Genomic DNA, 18,244 nt, shown 5'->3' with positions numbered 1-18,244 from the left:
TTGACGTGATCGAAAGGTTATTTTCTTCTTCCCCGATAGAGCTGAAATAGAAAATAAGGAACGCCAATAATAGAAACAACAATACCTACCGGAAGTTGTGCAGGTGCAAATATGGTCTTTCCAATGAAATCTCCGACGATGACCATCAACATTCCAATTACACCACATGCGGGTACGATATATTTGTAATGAATTCCAACCAAGCGCCTAGCAATATGTGGGGCAATTAAACCAACAAAACTAATACTTCCAGAGACAGCAACACACGCACTAATTAATCCAACACAGCACAACAACAGAATTTGTCTTTCCCTTTGCGCGTGAACGCCTAATCCCTTCACACTCATTTCACCTAATTGCATGAGATCAAGAATATGCGCTTTTTTCCATATTACCGGTACCAAAATCAGAATCCAGGGTAGTGTCGTAACAACATGCTTCCAATTCGCACTATAAATACTACCCGATAGCCATACGGTAGCCATTTCGAAATCCTGTGGACTCATTTTTAATGAAATATACATTGTAAGTGAACCAAAACCCGAACCAAGTGCAATGCCGACCAAAATTAATCGCTGTGGATCTAATTCACCGTTATGCTTAGCAAACATATACAACAGGATAACAGCCGCGATTCCCCCGATCCAACCGAACATCGGCATGGTCATTACCGTCAACCAGCTAGGACCCTTAATCGTACCATGGAACAAGAACATGCCCAGTACAACCGAAGTTCCAGCCGCTGCATGAATGCCTAGAATACCTGGATCAGCGAGCGGATTTTTGGTTATTCCCTGAAGCACGGCACCCGATATCCCCAAGCCGAAGCCTACCAACGCACCAATAAGTATACGTGGAAGTCGAAAATCAAAAATGACAAGATCATGTTCCCGCGTTGAATCGATTCGTAGCAGAGTACGAATAACATCTGTAGCAGATAGATCGAAGGCTCCATTCGTGAGACTCACATATATGCCACAGACGATCAAAATACAAGTTACAAGAATAACGCTCCAGAAACGTCTTACCTGTGAGGTTTTATTCACGTTGCTTCCCTCCTCCTTTTGTCTTAATTAAGTAGAGGAAATAGGGCACACCGAATAGTGCTGTTACAACACCCACTGGCGTTTCGAACGGATAATTCACGAAACGACTGATGAGATCACACCATGCAAGAAATAGCGCACCGATTAAAGCACTATATGGGATAATCCGCCGATAATTTTGTCCGATGATAAAACGTGTAATATGCGGAATAATTAACCCGATAAAAGCTATCTTTCCTGCGATCGCTACAGAGATACCCGTCAATAGGATAACACTCACCATCGTTAATGCTTTGATCATAAAAATATTTACACCTAGTCCGGTCGCCATCTCATCACCAAAAGACAACGCTGTGATCCAACGAGCCACTACAAATGCGATCGCAAGACCCACAATTGCAAATGGAATAGCCAGCTTGATGATTGTTGGATCCATCTGATGTAGACGTGCATTGTACCAGAAACTAATATTCTGAGACACTTGAAAATAGGTAGACAACGCTTGTGAGACTGCGCTTAAAAAAGTACCAATAATTGTACCCAACACCGCCAGTGTAATGGGAGACATGCCACCCGGTAACAGTCGGGCCATACCAAACACAAGAAAGGCTCCAAATGCTGAGCCTATCAAGGAATACAGAATCATAGATATAGAGGAACTACCTGGCACGAAGATCATGCATAGCGTAATCACGAATGCAGAACCATCTGATACCCCCATAATTTCAGGGGATGCAAGGTAATTCCTTGTCATCCCTTGCATCAATGCACCGGATACAGCTAAAAATGCACCTATGAGCAATGCTCCAACTACACGTGGAATTCTGGAAGTACGGATAATCAGATGATCGATATTTTCAGCATCATAATGGAAGATCGCATTGGTTACCGTCTCAGTATCAATAGATTTCGTTCCATAAAGTATCGATGCAATCATCGTAAAGATAATGAGAACAATCCCTAATCCTATAAACGTAGCAGATCTGATTCTTGTGTCCGGACGTATCATTCAACAAGCTTATCCAACATTGCATTTAAGAATTGCTTCCGGCTCCAGGCAGGACCACCCTCAGAAAGTGGATCAATCAAGTTTACGTATACATGTTCTTCTTTAACCGCAGTTATCTTTTGGATAATAGGGTTATCAAGAACATCGTCTAGCGTATTCAATGCATCCGGATTCTCATCTGTAGAGAATTGAATCAATACGTAGTCTGGATTCATCATGGCCAGTTGTTCAACAGATACCGCCTCCTGAGACTTAGAAGCTGCTACCATTTCTGGCACACTCAGACCAAGATCTCCATACAAGATCGGATTTACAAATATAGTCGGTGAATACATGAATATTTGACCCGCACGAACACGAAGTGCTACGACTTGCTTATCACTCAACTTGTTCGACAACGTCGATTTAGCCGACTCAACATCCTTTTTATATTTAGCGATTTCTTGTTCAGCCTGCTCACGCTTCCCTGACAAGTCTCCCATTAGGAGTAGATTATCCTCCCAGTCTGTTGCAATGTTCGATACCCGAATCGTAGGTGCAATTTTCTTCAATTGTTCAACAATGTCATCCGGGAATTTCGTCGTTCCTAGAATGACATCCGGTTTAAGCTTCAGAATGGTCTCAAAATTAGGCTCCATCTTCTCACCGATTGATTCTGCTTGATCGGTAATTGCCGCAAACCGTTCAGGAAACTTGCCCGAATATGTTACGGCTCCGACAGGATGCACATCGAGGACAAGTGCATCTTCATGTGCTTCCAACGAACCCGTAATGACGATCCGCTCAACATTAGTTGGAAGTGTATAGGTTTCTCCTAAATATTCAATTGTTCGTTCGCTTGATTCCCCGTTGGTCGAAGTTGCCTGCTCACTACTAACTGCACCCTCAGTCGCTACCGCTGACGACTCGTTCGTTGTGTTATTTCCTCCGCATGCCGTAAGCATAACCATACATACTGCCAACAAACTTATAACGTTAAGTAACTTTTTCATCTCTCTATTAAATCCCTTCTCATTAAATTAGGTTACAATGAACTACTAGACATTCACCAGTAATTGATAATAATTATCACTGTCTAAGTATAGATGGAGGACTTGGACTCATCCATGGACAAAATCCTGAAATGTGATGGATTATCTACTTCTAAAAGTTGAACAATCTGCTCCAGCATCCTTAGTTGCGCATGTGCAGAATATTCACGCCATGGATCAGATGAAATAAGATGAACTCGCTTGCGATGTACAGCCGTAATCACTTGCCAGTGTGGATCATTCTGCAACTGTATCCAATGCTCCAAAGTCTCTCGATCTTGTCGAACCAGCATTAAAATATGGTCCGGATTCAAGCGCTCAATCTCTTCAAGCGTGATCGGCTTGTCGTAGGTCAACGTATCGCAATGGAAAGCCGGAGTTAATCCCAAGTCCTGGTATAGGAGACTAGCCATTCCTTGATTACAATACACACAGAGCTGATGATTGATCATACGAAGACATAAGAATGTATCTTGATGAGTAGACTGTTGCAACCGTATCTTCGCTTCCTGAATTTGATGCTCATACTTTTTAATCCACTTCTCCGCCTGCCAAGATTCACCAAACTCTTCAGCAAGTACGCGCAATTGTTCACGCCAATTCATCGTCGTTGGAATAAGACAAATTTTCGTAGCTATATTCTGAAGTGCATTACGTTCTAACTCCTCAAGATCATCCATAGCAATAATGATATCTGCCGAGAGCGATTGTAGCTGATCTATATTCCAATTCCAGTCCTGATTATAACGATAGGCGCTCAGATGAATCGGGATCTCACCACGATAGTCTCGATAATAGTGTTCCGTCCATTTCGGATGAAGGGGTGCTGCATAAGGCATGATATTAAGTGCAACCATGTAGCCAATAACACCCGATTGGTAGGCGACTAACCTACGACGACGAGCATTCATATAGATGGTTGGTGATACACCAATATCCTTCTTAAATTTACGGCTGAAGTAGAATTCATCTGCATAGCCAACCCTGTGCGCAATTTCACGTAACTTGGCGTTAGGTTGCGCCATTAACCGCTTCGCTTCCTGTAATCGTAGCTCTGATACATATTCCTTCGCACTTTTGCCATACTTCTTTTTGAACAAATCCACAAAATACTTAGGACTTAGCTTACTCACCTGCGCCAATTGCTCAATCAATAACGATTCCGTATAATGAACCTCAATGTACTCCTTTGCCGCTTCTAATGCTGAAGACGAAGTTGTTGCCTCTCGTAACCGATATGTATGGATATAGAATAAGATTTCTTGAAAATCAATTTGACAGCGAAATAGCTCCCGCTTCTCTTTACGGCTCCATTTCCGATAGAGCTCCTCACACATATTCGCAAGCCCATTCAGCGGATTCACCATAATCTTGCCCTTAGGTCCAATCAACTGTGCGTTCTTAATCGGATTTAAAGAGCGGATATCCCCTTCATCATCGTCATCGCAATGCTCGAACACGTCAAAATAAAATATATACATCTCTACCCCCTCACTAGAGACGACAGCCCCATAAGTACTATCAGGCATACTGATATATATAGAATGCCGATCCAACTCCGCATGCTGGTGATCCAGAATCAGTTGCAATACGCCACTCGTAACAACGATAAGTGAATAAGATAATACCAGTTGTTGCTTCAGTTGTTCGCTACTGAAACCTTGCGAATAATCAACTGAACGTAATCTGTACATATAGCCATCCAGCGTGCAAGAATCCAAGTATTTGTTAGTTATGACATCATCCAATCGGATTCACCACCAATTATCAATATAATAAAACATAGATTTCTTCATTATATTGATAATGATAATTATTCGCAATAGAAGCCAAGTCTAGTAATCTTTCAGCTTTAATGTTCTTTGATTCCAACAAGAAGGCAAAGAAAAAAGCATTCATGGCTTCAGGCCATGGAATGCTTCGTATGGATTACGCTATGCTAATCAAGTAGAAACGGCAATGCTGTCCTTTTTTAAAGACGGCACACGTTTCAGTGGAAGCACAAGGAATAGAGTATCAAGTTAACCTCACCTCATGAACGTTCTTATTTAATATCGCTCAGACACCATTTTGGCTTGTGTGAACAATAACAGGTAGTCGCGTCCCCCGGCTTTTGAATCGGTTCCTGACATATTGAACCCGCCAAATGGATGTGTTCCCACCAATGCCCCTGTGCACTTGCGGTTAAAATAAAGATTACCTACGAAAAATTCACGACGTGCCTTCTCTAAATTAGCACGATTATTCGTTATTACAGCACCTGTTAAACCATATTCGGTATTGTTCGCGAAGGCTAAAGCTTCTTCAAATGATGTAGCCTTAGTAAATGCTACAACGGGTCCAAAGATCTCTTCCTGTGACACACGAGCCGTCGAATCGACGTCAGCAAAAATGGTGGGCTCAATAAAGTAGCCTTTGGAGTCTCCTGTGTTGCCGCCTATAACTAGGCGGCCTTCTTGTTTACCGATTTCGATATATGCCTGAATTTTGCGATATGCCTTCTCGTCAACAACCGGACCAATGTTAGTCGCAAGATCTGCTGGGTTGCCCATGAATAGCTTCTCTGTACGCTCAATGACTTTATTTAATACCGCATCATAAACATCCTCATGAATAATGGCTCGGGAACACGCGGAACATTTCTGTCCCGAGAAGCCAAATGCCGACGCCGTAATAGCGTCCGCTGCTAATTCTAAATCGGCATCATCATCTACAACGATGGTATCCTTCCCTCCCATCTCCGCGATGACGCGTTTAATCCACTTTTGACCTGGATTAGTTCGAGCAGCACGTTCGTTAATACGTAAGCCTACGTCTCGTGATCCGGTGAAGCTTATGAAACGCGTTAAGTGGTGATCCACAAGATAGTCACCCACTTCTTCACCAGGACTTGGGAGGAAGTTCACGACACCAGCTGGCAATCCTGCTTCTTCTAGCAATGCAATGAATTTCGCTGCGATAACAGGGGTCGTACTAGCTGGTTTCAACACAACTGTATTACCAGCCACAATCGAGGCTGTTGTCATACCAACCATAATCGCAAGCGGAAAGTTCCATGGCGGAATGACGATACCTACACCAAGCGGAACATAATACAGCTCATTTTCTTCTTCTTCCATGATCGTTAACGGTTGCGGTTGGTTAAGGCGCTGCATCTCACGGGCGTAGAATTCCATGAAGTCGATCGCCTCTGCTGTGTCTGCATCTGCTTCTGCACGCGTTTTGCCCGCTTCAAACGTCATCCATGCAGAGAATTCATGCTTGCGACGTCGCAACATCGCAGCCGCTCTATACAAATAACGGGCTCTTTCATTCGGATCGACCTGTTTCCATGTTTCGAATGTGCTTGCCGCTGTTTGAATCGCTTGTTCAGCCAAATCACGATCACCTTGTGAGACGGTACCGATGACCTGCGAGTGTAATGCTGGATTCACTGAAGCAACTTCACGCTCCGTCTTGATCTTTTGTCCACCGATGACTAGAGGATAGGATTTCCCGAGTTCCTTCTCCACCTTTTTAAGTGCTGCATCGTATTCTTTATTGTTCTGCTCATCCTTGAAGTTTGTAAATATCTCATTCTTGAATTCTACTCTCATCTGTTATGCCTCCCTCTTATTATTCGAATATCCACGAGTTCATGCCTGGACCAAATGATAGCTAAGCACCATTCGCCCCCTAAAGGTCAATTGTACGAAACAGTCCTATCCACTATTCCCCTATCATAAAGATGATAAAGCGCTCACCATCAATGGGTATTATTCATGCTCAAATAATAGAACAACCATAAGAACTTGGAAGGGGCACTAGTCATGGATATCGGCTCAGAGCTTTATCGAAAAGTTGTACTAACCATTGCCGGCAATTCAGTCTTTGAGAAACTATCTATTAAGTATGGTAAAAAATTAGCGATGAAATTTATTGCAAGTGATCACTTGCAAGGAGCTTTGAAGGAGATCCAAGCGTTGAATGATAAAGGAATTATGGCTACATTGGATGCGCTCGGCGAAGGAATCAAACATCTGAGCGAAGCTGAGGGATATAGAGATGAGTACCTAAGACTTATTGAAGGAATTAATCACGCGGGTGTGAATTCTAATATTTCATTAAAACCTACGCAAATGGGGCTCTCTCTTAACCCTGAAACATGCTATGAGAATATACGTGCAGTCGTTAGTAAAGCACATGAGAATAACAATTTTGTTCGGATCGATATGGAAGACTCTTCTTTTACACAAGCGACGATTGATATTGTGCTGCGTCTTCATAAGGAAGGTTTGACGAATGTAGGCACTGTCATACAAGCATACTTATTCCGAACTGAGCAGGACGTCAAGGATTTAATCACTCAGAATGTTCGCCTGCGCCTAGTTAAAGGTGCTTACAAGGAACCTAGTACGATCGCTATCCAAAACAAAAATGAGGTCATTGACAATCTCAAGAAAATGATCCGCATGCACCTCGCCCAGGGTATTTATACAGCGATAGCTTCTCACGACGATACAGTCATAGATTGGGTAAAGGAATATGTGAAGAAACATACTATTTCAAAAGACAACTTCGAGTTCCAAATGTTATATGGCTTACGCACACAATACCAAGAACAATTGGCGAGTGAAGGCTACCGCGTTCGTTGTTATGTACCTTATGGCACGATGTGGTACCCCTACTATACACGCCGTTTGGCTGAGAAACCTGCGAACTTGATGATGGTTTTGAAGAACATGAACAGCTGAAGGAGAGCGGCTGTTTAGGAGCAGATGATCAAAGAGTAACCGGACAGGATCAAATGATTAAGAGCAACGGCAATGGCGTCCCTTTTAGGTGGAGCCTTTTTATGTGGAAATATAAGGGGATTGGGCATCAAGAATCGATTTAGATGCATCGACGATTATGAAATGGATTCAAATGAAACTTATACTATGCAAAAAGGGACAATGAGGCGGTTATGACCGCTCATTGCCACTTCTTTATATGATTCTTTCCGATAGTTAGTTGATTTAACAGGAAAATTTCCTGCGATTATCGGGAGAGTAACTTATGGCAGTTGAGTTCATTTAACGGGAGAACCTCCCGTTAAATAGTTGGTAGAGCACCTTGTATCGCTATATAACCATTAGACACTGGTTACTATTCACCTGCCATCAATAGTTACTGATCTCTTATCATCAATTCTCTCGACAGAGTTACCGGCCCCAAGTAACGATTCCCGCCATGGATCATCAGTTCTCTATCACCGATTCCCTCCATGGAGTTACAAAAGCCCAAGTATCGATCCCCCATCGAGCACCGATCACCTATCGTCGGCAACTACCTATCATCGCTCACCTTCCATCGCTTATCACTCATTGCTCACCGCCCCCCTAACTACTCCTTCGCGATTAACCTCAATCTACAATTTCCGTTCACACAATGTTCTATCGTTACGAACATTCAGTAGTTACAGCTGGTTTATGTTCTAGTGCCGAACCATGAGCCTCATTTCATCGTAACGCTGGGACTTAAGGTAATTTCAAATACGCGTCCCCAAAGGTAATTAGGATTTATGTTCGGAAGTGATACGTTATGATACATCGCATATATCCATGTTGAGCCGCTAATTTGACGTACATTGGTTGCTGCCGTTGAAGAGCCAATTCGGAAGGCATTCTTCCCAGCAAGCGTGTTGGTGTGTGTCTGCATTCGATCTCGCAAGAGAGTCGTCATAACGTTGTAGTCACTCGCCGAGTTGAAGAGAATCATGTTCTGATCGGGATACAGAACATTCGTATATAATGTGTGTGCTCTCGCATACGTCCGAATTTCGGCAATCGCAATAGCTTTATAATAGTAGTCTTTCAAGAAACGTTTGAACAATAGTGATCCGTGTGCGTTCACTGCATTCTGAAGGGATTTAGCATGTTTTTCCGTAACTAAATATGTGTGTCGTGCTTGCCCCATTCCGAGCGCAATCCCAATTTTATTCCCCGCCGTATTCCAAGCACTGTACCCTAGAATGCCTCCAGTATAAGGACTCTCTAGTAAAGCCTCAGTTACCGTTCCATTCGCAGCACCATTTGCTACAAAATCTATAACAACTGTAGGGATACGATCGTTACTATTTGACTGAATACGTGATACGGCACTTGAGACTTGATTAGCATCCGTAATCGCAATGATTTCTAAGTCATAGGGACCACTTGTGACAAATTGCCCCCCAATAATATCAATGTGACGCTGAATATTCTCATGTACCGTCATGTACTCGTATGAGTTAATGATCGTTGATCCATGGGGACCATAATATTGCACCATATACTTTGGTTTGACTTCACTAGGATAGAAATGCTTCGCCATACGAGCTATAAGCGAATGACCCAACCCATCTGCATCAGGAAGAATTATAGCACGATCAGGGTTCTGACCCTCCGTACCGCCAAGCCATTCATTAATACGTCCTTCAATAAAGCTAATCTCGTTGGCCTGCACACCTTGGGTAGAGGAATCATCGACACCAATTGCAAGGAAGTCAATATAACCTAACCGGGCAAGTTGATCCAGAATATAATAGTTCGTTTTAAATTTGTGTCTTCGTGCGTTATAATATTGCTCCTTATCGAAATAGACCGCATCTTCAACATTGGTGTCATCTGGTTTTACATTGTAACCGTTCAAGATATCGTTAAAATCGGAATAACTTTTTCGCGCTTGTTGGTTGAAAGCACGTGACTCTGTATAAGCATCATAATTTTGCCCCTCAACATAAGCTGACGTTGCTAATCGCATAATGGTATCCATCACATAAATAGGCTTACTAGGATAACATTGTTTGATTTCACGAATCACGTCTAATAACTTTGTCGTAACATCATCATAATGTGGAAAAGCCCTTCCACCACTTGCCCGAAGCCTTCTGCTTCCAATGAGCCCCCCGTAAGCAAGCATATCCGTTGAGATAATAAATCCATCTACATTCGATGCGTTATTAAGAATAAATTTTCGAATGTTCAAAGTTTGACCAAATCTAGGAGAACTTGTGCCTAGAAGCGTGGATTCCGAGATTGTCTTTTGCGTGTCCAAGCGGTTCTGAATATCGTGAATATTGGGTGTAATGACTTCAATGCCAGCTGATCTTCCCTGTACAATAACATCATCCAGATTTACCGGGCGATCATCTAGTGGTACATATAGAATCTTTTTCATATTAACATCTCCATATATTCATGATAGACACAGGGTTCACTTGTTAAATCACTTTCTTCGTATCTGTGTCTTCAATTATAAAGGTAATTTATGATTCAATAAAACAACCACATGGGTTGTTCCTTTAAGAGTGACTTATTCATCATCCCTTCTCTCATTATGTTCAACAGATTGAATTGTCTCCGTAAGTTGGTTTAATGAAATGTCTAACTTATCCAATTTCTCACCTATGGTCTGCAAAATATAGCGAATCAGAATAAAACATAATGTCACCGGAAATCCAACATTCGTTACTAATGAAATCATGTCCGTGATCTCCATAATCCTCAACTCCCTTCTTATCTTTATACTTGATAGGCAATCTTAATTTTAAAATCACAACCAAATCTCTTAAAAAGGTGCTATAATAAATAAGAACACACGTTCTTGTTTTGGTTGTGAAACTACGTCTCTATTTTCCCTATAGATAAATAGAAAACACAAATAGAAGGGAGATGTTATTTTGGATACACAACAGAGCATTTTTGAAAGGTACAAGACAGAAGTCTATCGGATTGGATGGAGATTGCAATATCGTGCCAAAATCATTAGAAAACAAGAATGTTCCTTCTATGGAATAGAAGCTGCTACACCCAACAACTTTACAACATCCTCTGATAACAAAGTGTTAGTTCAGCAACTAATCGAACCTTTGCCTCCCTTTGGAAAGATCATACTCTATAAACTGTACATACAAGATCAGACAGAATCGGAAGTCGCTCGTCAACTACAAATGAGTCAACAGGCGGTGAACAAATGGAAACGAAAAATGATACAGAAATTATCCCAGACAGTGAATTCCTAGACTTACTTCAGTTGGCCAAACAAAATGATCCCGATTCTATCCTGCAGCTCATTGAACTGTTTAAAGGGGATATTCTCCGTCTAAGCAAATTCATTCATATGCCGCAAGAAGATGCGGTATCTCAAATCATTGTTGAGTTTATTGAATTCATTAAGAACAGTGATCATTAATCTATTTCTGTAGGAGAAACGAAGACTTTTTATCCCAATGTGGTTGTAAGATACATCTTCGTTTCTCCCTATATATGTAATCCAATAAACTATCCATCTTCATGATACATAAAATTTAAATATGTTGTAGACAATTACAAATTTTATGTGTTAAATTCTTTATCGAAGAGAACTCATATTCATCTTCATCACTAAGAAATAAGAAATAAGAAATAAGAAATAAGGGCTATATGTAATTTAGATGTACTGGTGACAATTCATAAACCTCTAGTATCTTCTAGGTTACCTTTTACATAACCCTAACATTAAAGTGCTCATACTTCGCTGCTTCATTCTCAAAAGTTAAAGCGCTTTAACTTATTGTCACTACGCAGGAAGGAGGCCGTTATACAGTCGAGAACAAGTTGTAGCAATATAAATTTAAAGGAGGCAATTTATGTACACACTGAAATCAAACAAAAGGCTATTGAGATGTATTGGACTCGCTTCACTATGTCTAACTATGGTTGTGACCATACTCGGTACACCTGCTCCATTACAAACCAAAGCCTATGCTGCCGGAGAATTGAAACCGTTCCCTCAGCAAGTTAGCTATCCAGGCATCATTAAGCCTAACCATGTAACCCAAGCAGCTATGAATAGCGCAGTATCAAGTTATTATGACTATTGGAAGTCAAAGTACTTGAAGAATAATTTATCTTCATTACCTGGCGGTTATTATGTAAGAGGCGATATTACCGGTGACGCTGAAGGTTACACACCACTCGGCACTTCAGAAGGCCAAGGTTATGGAATGGTTATTACTGCTCTAATGGCAGGTCACGATTCCAACGCAAGAACCATTTATGATGGTCTGTTCAAAACTGCTAGAGCCTTCAAAAGCTCGGGAAATGCTAATCTAATGGGCTGGGTTGTAGCAGATAGTAGCAGTGCCCAAGGGCATTTCGGCTCAGCGACGGACGGAGATTTGGACATCGCTTACTCTTTGATTCTTGCTGACCGTCAATGGGGATCAACGGGTACTATTAATTATTTAGCAGAAGCCAAAAAAATGATCACTAATGGGATCAAGGCTAGCAACGTGACCACCAACAATAGATTGAATCTTGGAGATTGGGATGAGAAAAGTGCACTGAACACTCGCCCTTCTGATTGGATGCTCTCGCATTTAAGAGCTTTCCATGAAGTTACAGGAGATCAAACATGGTTGGATGTCATCAATAATTTATATTCTGTGTATAGTCAATTCTCAACAACTTACTCAGCTACTACAGGTCTCATCTCTGACTTTGTTGTTAACAATCCTCCTAAACCGGCTCCAACAAATTATTTGGATGAGTTCCCAGAAACTAATGAATACAATTACAATGCAAGTCGCGTTCCATTAAGAATGGTAATGGACTATGCCTTTTACGGTGATACCAGAGGTCGTGATATTGCTGACAAGATGGCGGTATGGATTAAAGGTAAAACAAATGGAAATCCAAGTAGTATCAAAGATGGATATAAATTAAATGGTACAGTAAGTGGAAATGCCTCCTATGCTACAGCCGTATTCGTATCACCGTTCATATCCGCAGCTACGACTAATAGTGCCCACCAAGCATGGGTAAATTCAGGTTGGGATTGGATGAAGAACAAGAAAGAATCCTACTTCAGCGATTCTTACAACATGCTTAACATGCTTTACATTTCAGGTAACTGGTGGAAACCATCGTTCAGCGGTGCGACAGACACACAATCACCTACAGCTCCTACTAACCTAAGTACCACCGTTGTATCCAGCAATCAGATCAACCTAAGCTGGTCAGCTTCAACAGATAATGTTGGAGTCGTTGGATACCAAGTGTTCCGAGGAGGTACTCAAGTCGGTACATCGACGGCTACCAATTTTAATGACACTGGTCTTACTGCTTCTACGGCTTATAGTTACACGGTTAAAGCCATTGATGCTGCGGGTAACCTCTCGGCAAACAGTAACACAGTGACAGCTACAACAAGTGCAAATTCTTCATCAACCAACCTTGCACTGAACAAGACGACTACAGCGAGTTCAATAGAAGCCTCAGGATTTGAAGCTTCCAAAGCAACGGACGGTAATCCATCGACAAGATGGGCAAGTATAGAAGGAAATAATAATGAGTGGATTTATGTGGATCTGGGTACAACCACAAGCGTCAACCGCGTGAAACTAAATTGGGAAGATGCTTACGCTAAAGGTTACAAAATCCAAGTATCCACTGATAGCACCACATGGACAGATGCCTACACAACAACAACCGGCAATGGTGCAATCGATGACATCACATTTACAGCTAAGACCGGAAGATATGTAAGAGTACTTGGCATAACAAGAGGCACTACTTACGGATATTCACTTTATGATTTCGAGGTGTATGGTTCTTAATCAGTAAAGTTAACAAAACCTGACGGATCAATTCCGTCAGGTTTTGTTTTATTGAAATCCAGTCATTTGATTCACTCATATTCGGCATACCCTGTATTAAGCTAAACTTGCAGTTGGACGTACAATCATCTCACTTACATCCACATCAGATGGCTGATCGATGGCATATAATATTACGCGGGCGATAGCCGTCGCTGGAATAGAAATTCGTCGATACTCCTTCATAACCTCTCTTGCTTCGTCATCCGAGATACTTTCAGCAAGTTCCGATTCCGTAACACCTGGAGATACCATCGTTACGCGAATGTCACCTCCAACTTCTTGGCGCAGACCTTCTGTGATTGCTCGAACCGCATACTTCGTAGCACAATATACGGCTGCTGTTGGTGTGACGGAGTAAGAACCGATAGAGTCTATGTTAATAAACTGACCGAATCCTTGTTTCTTCATCATTGGAAGTCCAGCAGCGATCCCATGGAGAACACCACGAATATTTACATCGATCATGTGATTCCATTCGTCCATTTTAAGTGCATCTAATTGTGAAAGAGGCATAACACCTGCGTTATTCAGAAGAACATCTACTCGACCAAATCGTTCTTGCGCAAAGTTGACGAACTCCTCCATTTGTTCATGTTTAGTCACATCCAATGTACGATATTCAACAGAACCTCCTTCTAAACGAATGGAGGACGCAATAGCTTCCAATTTTTCTATCCGTCTTGAACCAATGACAACATGTGCTCCATGTTGAGCTAATAAACGTGCTGTCGCTTCACCAATCCCACTACTTCCACCCGTAATGACTACAACTTTCCCTTTAACGTTAGACATTATCATTTGCTCCTTTGAATATCATATTTTCTTCCATTATCGATAGCCAGCCTCTTTTATTGTTCACGATATAGAATCATTCCTGCGTGATAAAGAATTCCCTCACGAAAGTCACCATCAGCCGTGAATCCGGTGTCATCCAAATACGCAATATGATCCCCTTCAACCGTATAACTCCCTTGATAGGCACTTTCCTTGTTCCCACGCGCTTCATCGTAACGCCCATTTGACAGAAGTTCATGACGAATGTATCCATCTTGCGTAACCCACATGCCGACATAAGCATGTATTGCTACATTGTGACTATTCTTCACGTGCTCATCTCCCTCGCCATTAATTTTTTTACTTATTTCGCCGATGCTACTATCTCTTTTCTTCTTGCCTCCTATGGTTGAGCTCATATTCATTATGAAATAATTTGAACTTTAGGAGGTAGCCTGTTAACAGATGATTATTGCCTAATCCTCCAAAAAGAAATAATATGTAGCTATTAAAAGGTGGAAAATGGAGATGCTCTTATGACTAGTGAAGTTATACTCGAAGATCATATGGTCCTGAAGCAAGAGGAATTAGCACAGCACATAGAACATTTCACTCACACAGATGGCACTCATGCTACAGCCATCCCTTCTCTACATTTCATTCGATCTTCCAGATCAGAGACCGTACATTTAATCCATCAACCAGCATTGTGTATAGTCGTAAAAGGAACCAAGCTGGTTATGCTTGCACAGGAGTGCTATCATTATGACCCAGCTCATTATTTAGTTGTCTCCGTACACTTACCCCTTTCTGGGCAAGTCATTGAAGCCACCTCAGATTCTCCTTACTTGTGCCTCAGGTTGGACTTTGATCCGAATCAAATTTTAGACATCATTAAAGATTTCAATCAAATACCGAGTAAACAAGGTGACTCTGGTCGCGGCTTGTTTGTAAGTAAAACGAGCTCCTCTCTTCTGGATGCCGTTTTGCGGTTGGTTCGCCTTTTAGATACGCCGCAGGATATTCCCATCTTTGCACCTCTAGTGATTCGGGAAATATATTATCGGATATTACAAGATGAACAAGGCGATTCCCTTAAACAGTTCGCTATAATGGGTAGCCACGCTCAACGTATCGCAAAAGTCATTGATCTTATCAAGAATGATTTTGCCAAACCACTGCGTATTGATCAATTAGCAATGACAGCCAACATGAGTCCTTCCTCCTTACATCAACATTTCAAAGACATCACCGCAATGAGCCCTTTGCAATATCAGAAACAGATCAGATTACAGGAAGCGCGCCGTCTACTACTTTCAGAGACATCAGAAGCTGCCGATGCTGGATTCCAGGTTGGTTATGAAAGTCCAACTCAATTTAATCGTGAATATGCTCGTATGTTCGGTCTTCCTCCTATAAGTGATATCAAACGTCTTCGCGACTCATTAAGTACAATTCCCGTTTAATTATTTTGTTCGAGATTCTATTCTTACACCTAGGCGGTTTCAATCAAAATCTCTGCACAATAAAAAAACCGCTTACCTATGGGCAAGCGGTTAATTTCTCTGATTATGCGATTAGATTGGTTTAGCATTAGTTATATGAAACACCAGCACCCCCATGTTCAAGGTATTAGAACGAACATATAAAGAGGTATAATCCATTACCGATGTATTAACAGCATAAAAAAGCCGCGGAACACATTAGAATCCTAGTGTTACGCGGCTTGTTACGTTATGAAGATCGGGAGAGCAATCCTAGCGATAGCTTCAAAAAATAAACATGAGCCAAACAAACAGCAGACTTGGCCACCAATGCTTACCCGCCTTCACAAACAACCAACCGAACACCAAAGCAAAAGCAGTTATATATAAACCATCTGCCAGACCATGCATCAAGTGACTAAGTCCCCAAGTCACCATCAAACCCACACCTCCGTAAGGAAGATTAGGCTTTTTAAACCACATTTCTCCGGCACGTTGCATCAAGGCAACTAAGAGCACAACCAGAACGGATTCTACGATATAATATATATTTTGAGTCAAACCAACGAATAATCCCATTGAGCCATAATTACGTGCGAAACTTTGGTATTCATTGTATATCTGTGGTAAGTTCCCATCCATCAACACTGACTCAATCACTGCGAATAAAAAGCTCATTACAACAGCCATGATCAGTAAAGGGACCCCTTTAGAGCTCCATCGTACAGATATCACGCTTTTTAGTTCCCCTTTCTTCCTTAACCATGCAAAAAAAAGTCCGGCTCCAACAGCCCATAATAAGATAACAATACTCCAATGTGTAATAATTACATACCATGGGCTGGCAAAAAAGTCGTCTATCTTCAATAAATTTCCCCACAACCACTGATCCAAAACCATGACTAACATATCCATACCCAATACTAAAAATACAAGTAAACCTAACAAAAAAAATTGTAAAGCAGATATGTCCTCTTGTTCACGCATGGATCACTTTCACCCCTTCTTTTTTACAATCCATATATGACTATAATTCCCAGGTGTCTGATTTCATAATTATGGCACTATTCTATTTCTATTGTCTGTATCAAATTACATAATACATTGCGATTCCCTGTGGCTTTCTCTCTAAGGATTACCACACTTAAAATATGTTCTTCACATGGAGTTACGGTTTCTATCTATATATTGGCATATTAAAAACCATTTACTCATAATGAGTAAGCAGTCTGAATCCACGAAGTTCGCCCTTTATCAAGAGGAGCCAATCAATGCAGTACTATATTAGATTGGTTTAGCATGTTCGATCACCCTGATCACTACGCTTCCCTTTTTCCTACCTTTTTCTACATATTGATTAGCCTCAGGGATTTGTTCCAGCGGATAGTATCTATCAATAACCGATTTCAACTTCCCCGTCTCCATCATCTCTTTGAGGAACTGGATATCTTCAATGCGTATTTTAGCCATCCCCTGCCCGTCAACGGTCACGTACGACCCGTTCGGAGTAAGTGCTCTCTTATAATTTGTTTTCGAGATTTTCCCCACGGCATCAAAAATGATATCATAACGTTCACTTCTATTGGTGAAATCCTCTTTCGTATAATCCAAGACCTTATCTGCTCCCAGAGATTTTACCAACTCAAGGTTTGTGGAGCTACATACTGCGGTTACTTCCGCCCCAAAATACTTGGCAAGCTGTATCGCAGAAGTGCCTACAGTTCCAGAAGCACCGTAGATAAGAATTTTGTGTCCGTTCTGGATATTCGCTTTCCTCAAAAAATACAACGCGGAAGTCCCTCCATACAGAACCGAAGCTGCATCCTCATAGGTTACATTTGTCGGTATGAGTGCCATCAATCCGTCTTCAGGTAAACAGGTATACTCGGCATGAGCCCCGAAATTCATCCCAGTTAATGCAAAGACCTGGTCACCTTTCTTAAATCGTTTAACGTCTTTGCCTATGGCTTCTATCTCTCCAGCTAACTCCACACCAAGGATAGACTTCCTTGGTCTTGTAAGACCTAGAACTAATCGCATAGGAATCCAGAGCGAGAGCGGACTTCTGAAAGTTCGAACTCTAATGTCTCCTGCTTGCACGGTTGTCGCATGAACCTTTACGAGTACCTCATTGCCCTTTGGCGTACATTTTTCTACTTCTTTAAGCTCAAGAACATCGGGTGATCCGTATTTTGTGCATACCATTGCTTTCATGGGCTTCCTCCTAGATCTCAATATGCAAATAGTATAGCTTCCAC

Annotated in this window: 16 protein-coding genes and 1 pseudogene; 6 read left to right on the top strand and 11 right to left on the bottom strand. The window is 41.6% G+C overall.

The features are described from left to right. Positions 1-17: 17 nt before the first annotated feature. The 5 genes from AC1D69_RS07065 to pruA form a co-directional block, all read right to left on the bottom strand. Positions 18-1,046, bottom strand: a complete 1,029-nt coding sequence (locus AC1D69_RS07065) for a FecCD family ABC transporter permease (protein WP_495455435.1) — start codon at positions 1,044-1,046, stop codon at positions 18-20. Beyond that, positions 1,039-2,055: a FecCD family ABC transporter permease gene (locus tag AC1D69_RS07060; protein ID WP_495455434.1), complete on the bottom strand. Its 1,017-nt coding sequence runs from the start codon at positions 2,053-2,055 to the stop codon at positions 1,039-1,041. The genes AC1D69_RS07065 and AC1D69_RS07060 overlap by 8 nt, the downstream gene beginning before the upstream one ends. Next, positions 2,052-3,047, bottom strand: coding sequence for an ABC transporter substrate-binding protein (locus AC1D69_RS07055; protein WP_495455433.1), 996 nt, complete (start codon positions 3,045-3,047; stop codon positions 2,052-2,054). The genes AC1D69_RS07060 and AC1D69_RS07055 overlap by 4 nt, the downstream gene beginning before the upstream one ends. Positions 3,048-3,130: 83 nt before the next feature. Further along, on the bottom strand, positions 3,131-4,834 hold the full coding sequence (locus AC1D69_RS07050; protein WP_495455432.1) for a helix-turn-helix domain-containing protein: 1,704 nt from the start codon (positions 4,832-4,834) through the stop codon (positions 3,131-3,133). 300 nt (positions 4,835-5,134) lie between these two features. Next, the gene (gene pruA / locus AC1D69_RS07045) at positions 5,135-6,682 is read right to left on the bottom strand and encodes an L-glutamate gamma-semialdehyde dehydrogenase (RefSeq protein ID WP_495455431.1); all 1,548 of its coding nucleotides are present in this window, start codon (positions 6,680-6,682) and stop codon (positions 5,135-5,137) included. A gap of 213 nt (positions 6,683-6,895) precedes the next feature. Here pruA and AC1D69_RS07040 point away from each other — a divergent pair, with 213 nt between their 5' ends. After that, entirely contained in the window at positions 6,896-7,819 is a 924-nt protein-coding gene (locus AC1D69_RS07040) for a proline dehydrogenase family protein (protein ID WP_495455430.1), read from the top strand. A 742-nt stretch (positions 7,820-8,561) separates the two neighbouring features. On the opposite strand, the gene AC1D69_RS07035 is transcribed toward AC1D69_RS07040, so the two are convergent. Beyond that, complete coding sequence (locus AC1D69_RS07035) at positions 8,562-10,265, bottom strand: DUF4127 family protein (protein ID WP_495455429.1); 1,704 nt, start codon at positions 10,263-10,265, stop codon at positions 8,562-8,564. Between the two features lie 135 nt (positions 10,266-10,400). After that, complete coding sequence (locus AC1D69_RS07030; RefSeq protein WP_495455428.1) at positions 10,401-10,586, bottom strand: hypothetical protein; 186 nt, start codon at positions 10,584-10,586, stop codon at positions 10,401-10,403. Positions 10,587-10,767: 181 nt separating this feature from the next. Here AC1D69_RS07030 and AC1D69_RS07025 point away from each other — a divergent pair, with 181 nt between their 5' ends. The 4 genes and pseudogenes from AC1D69_RS07025 (at position 10,768) to AC1D69_RS07010 (ending at position 13,686) form a co-directional block, all read left to right on the top strand. Next, complete coding sequence (locus AC1D69_RS07025; RefSeq protein WP_495455427.1) at positions 10,768-11,109, top strand: sigma-70 family RNA polymerase sigma factor; 342 nt, start codon at positions 10,768-10,770, stop codon at positions 11,107-11,109. Next, positions 11,061-11,279 carry a hypothetical protein gene (locus AC1D69_RS07020; RefSeq protein ID WP_495455426.1) on the top strand — a complete coding sequence of 73 codons (219 nt, stop codon included), beginning with the start codon at positions 11,061-11,063 and terminating at the stop codon, positions 11,277-11,279. Before AC1D69_RS07025 ends, AC1D69_RS07020 begins: the two co-directional genes overlap by 49 nt. A 436-nt stretch (positions 11,280-11,715) precedes the next feature. After that, positions 11,716-12,993 (top strand): annotated as a pseudogene (locus AC1D69_RS07015) (family 8 glycosyl hydrolase); the annotation flags it as partial. Further along, positions 12,970-13,686 (top strand): galactose-binding domain-containing protein, encoded by a 717-nt coding sequence (locus tag AC1D69_RS07010; RefSeq protein ID WP_495455680.1) that lies wholly within the window; start codon positions 12,970-12,972, stop codon positions 13,684-13,686. The pseudogene AC1D69_RS07015 and the gene AC1D69_RS07010, both read left to right, overlap by 24 nt. A gap of 96 nt (positions 13,687-13,782) precedes the next feature. Here AC1D69_RS07010 and AC1D69_RS07005 read toward each other — a convergent pair whose 3' ends face one another. Both AC1D69_RS07005 and AC1D69_RS07000 read right to left on the bottom strand, forming a co-directional pair. Further along, a complete protein-coding gene (locus AC1D69_RS07005) occupies positions 13,783-14,520 on the bottom strand; it encodes an SDR family oxidoreductase (protein ID WP_495455425.1) in 738 nt (245 codons plus the stop codon). A 56-nt stretch (positions 14,521-14,576) separates the two neighbouring features. Continuing rightward, complete coding sequence (locus AC1D69_RS07000; RefSeq protein ID WP_495455679.1) at positions 14,577-14,834, bottom strand: Atu4866 domain-containing protein; 258 nt, start codon at positions 14,832-14,834, stop codon at positions 14,577-14,579. 204 nt (positions 14,835-15,038) lie between these two features. Here AC1D69_RS07000 and AC1D69_RS06995 point away from each other — a divergent pair, with 204 nt between their 5' ends. After that, complete coding sequence (locus tag AC1D69_RS06995; protein WP_495455424.1) at positions 15,039-15,968, top strand: AraC family transcriptional regulator; 930 nt, start codon at positions 15,039-15,041, stop codon at positions 15,966-15,968. 303 nt (positions 15,969-16,271) lie between these two features. Here the strand turns inward: AC1D69_RS06995 and AC1D69_RS06990 are convergent, their stop codons facing one another. Both AC1D69_RS06990 and AC1D69_RS06985 read right to left on the bottom strand, forming a co-directional pair. Further along, on the bottom strand, positions 16,272-16,973 hold the full coding sequence (locus tag AC1D69_RS06990) for a hypothetical protein (protein WP_495455423.1): 702 nt from the start codon (positions 16,971-16,973) through the stop codon (positions 16,272-16,274). A gap of 297 nt (positions 16,974-17,270) precedes the next feature. Beyond that, on the bottom strand, positions 17,271-18,200 hold the full coding sequence (locus AC1D69_RS06985) for an NAD(P)-dependent alcohol dehydrogenase (protein WP_495455422.1): 930 nt from the start codon (positions 18,198-18,200) through the stop codon (positions 17,271-17,273). Positions 18,201-18,244: the final 44 nt, after the last annotated feature.

The organism is Paenibacillus sp. Y301, from assembly GCF_059445505.1.
Note: the sequence above shows the minus strand (reverse complement) of the source record. Positions and strands in the feature narration are given on the sequence as shown.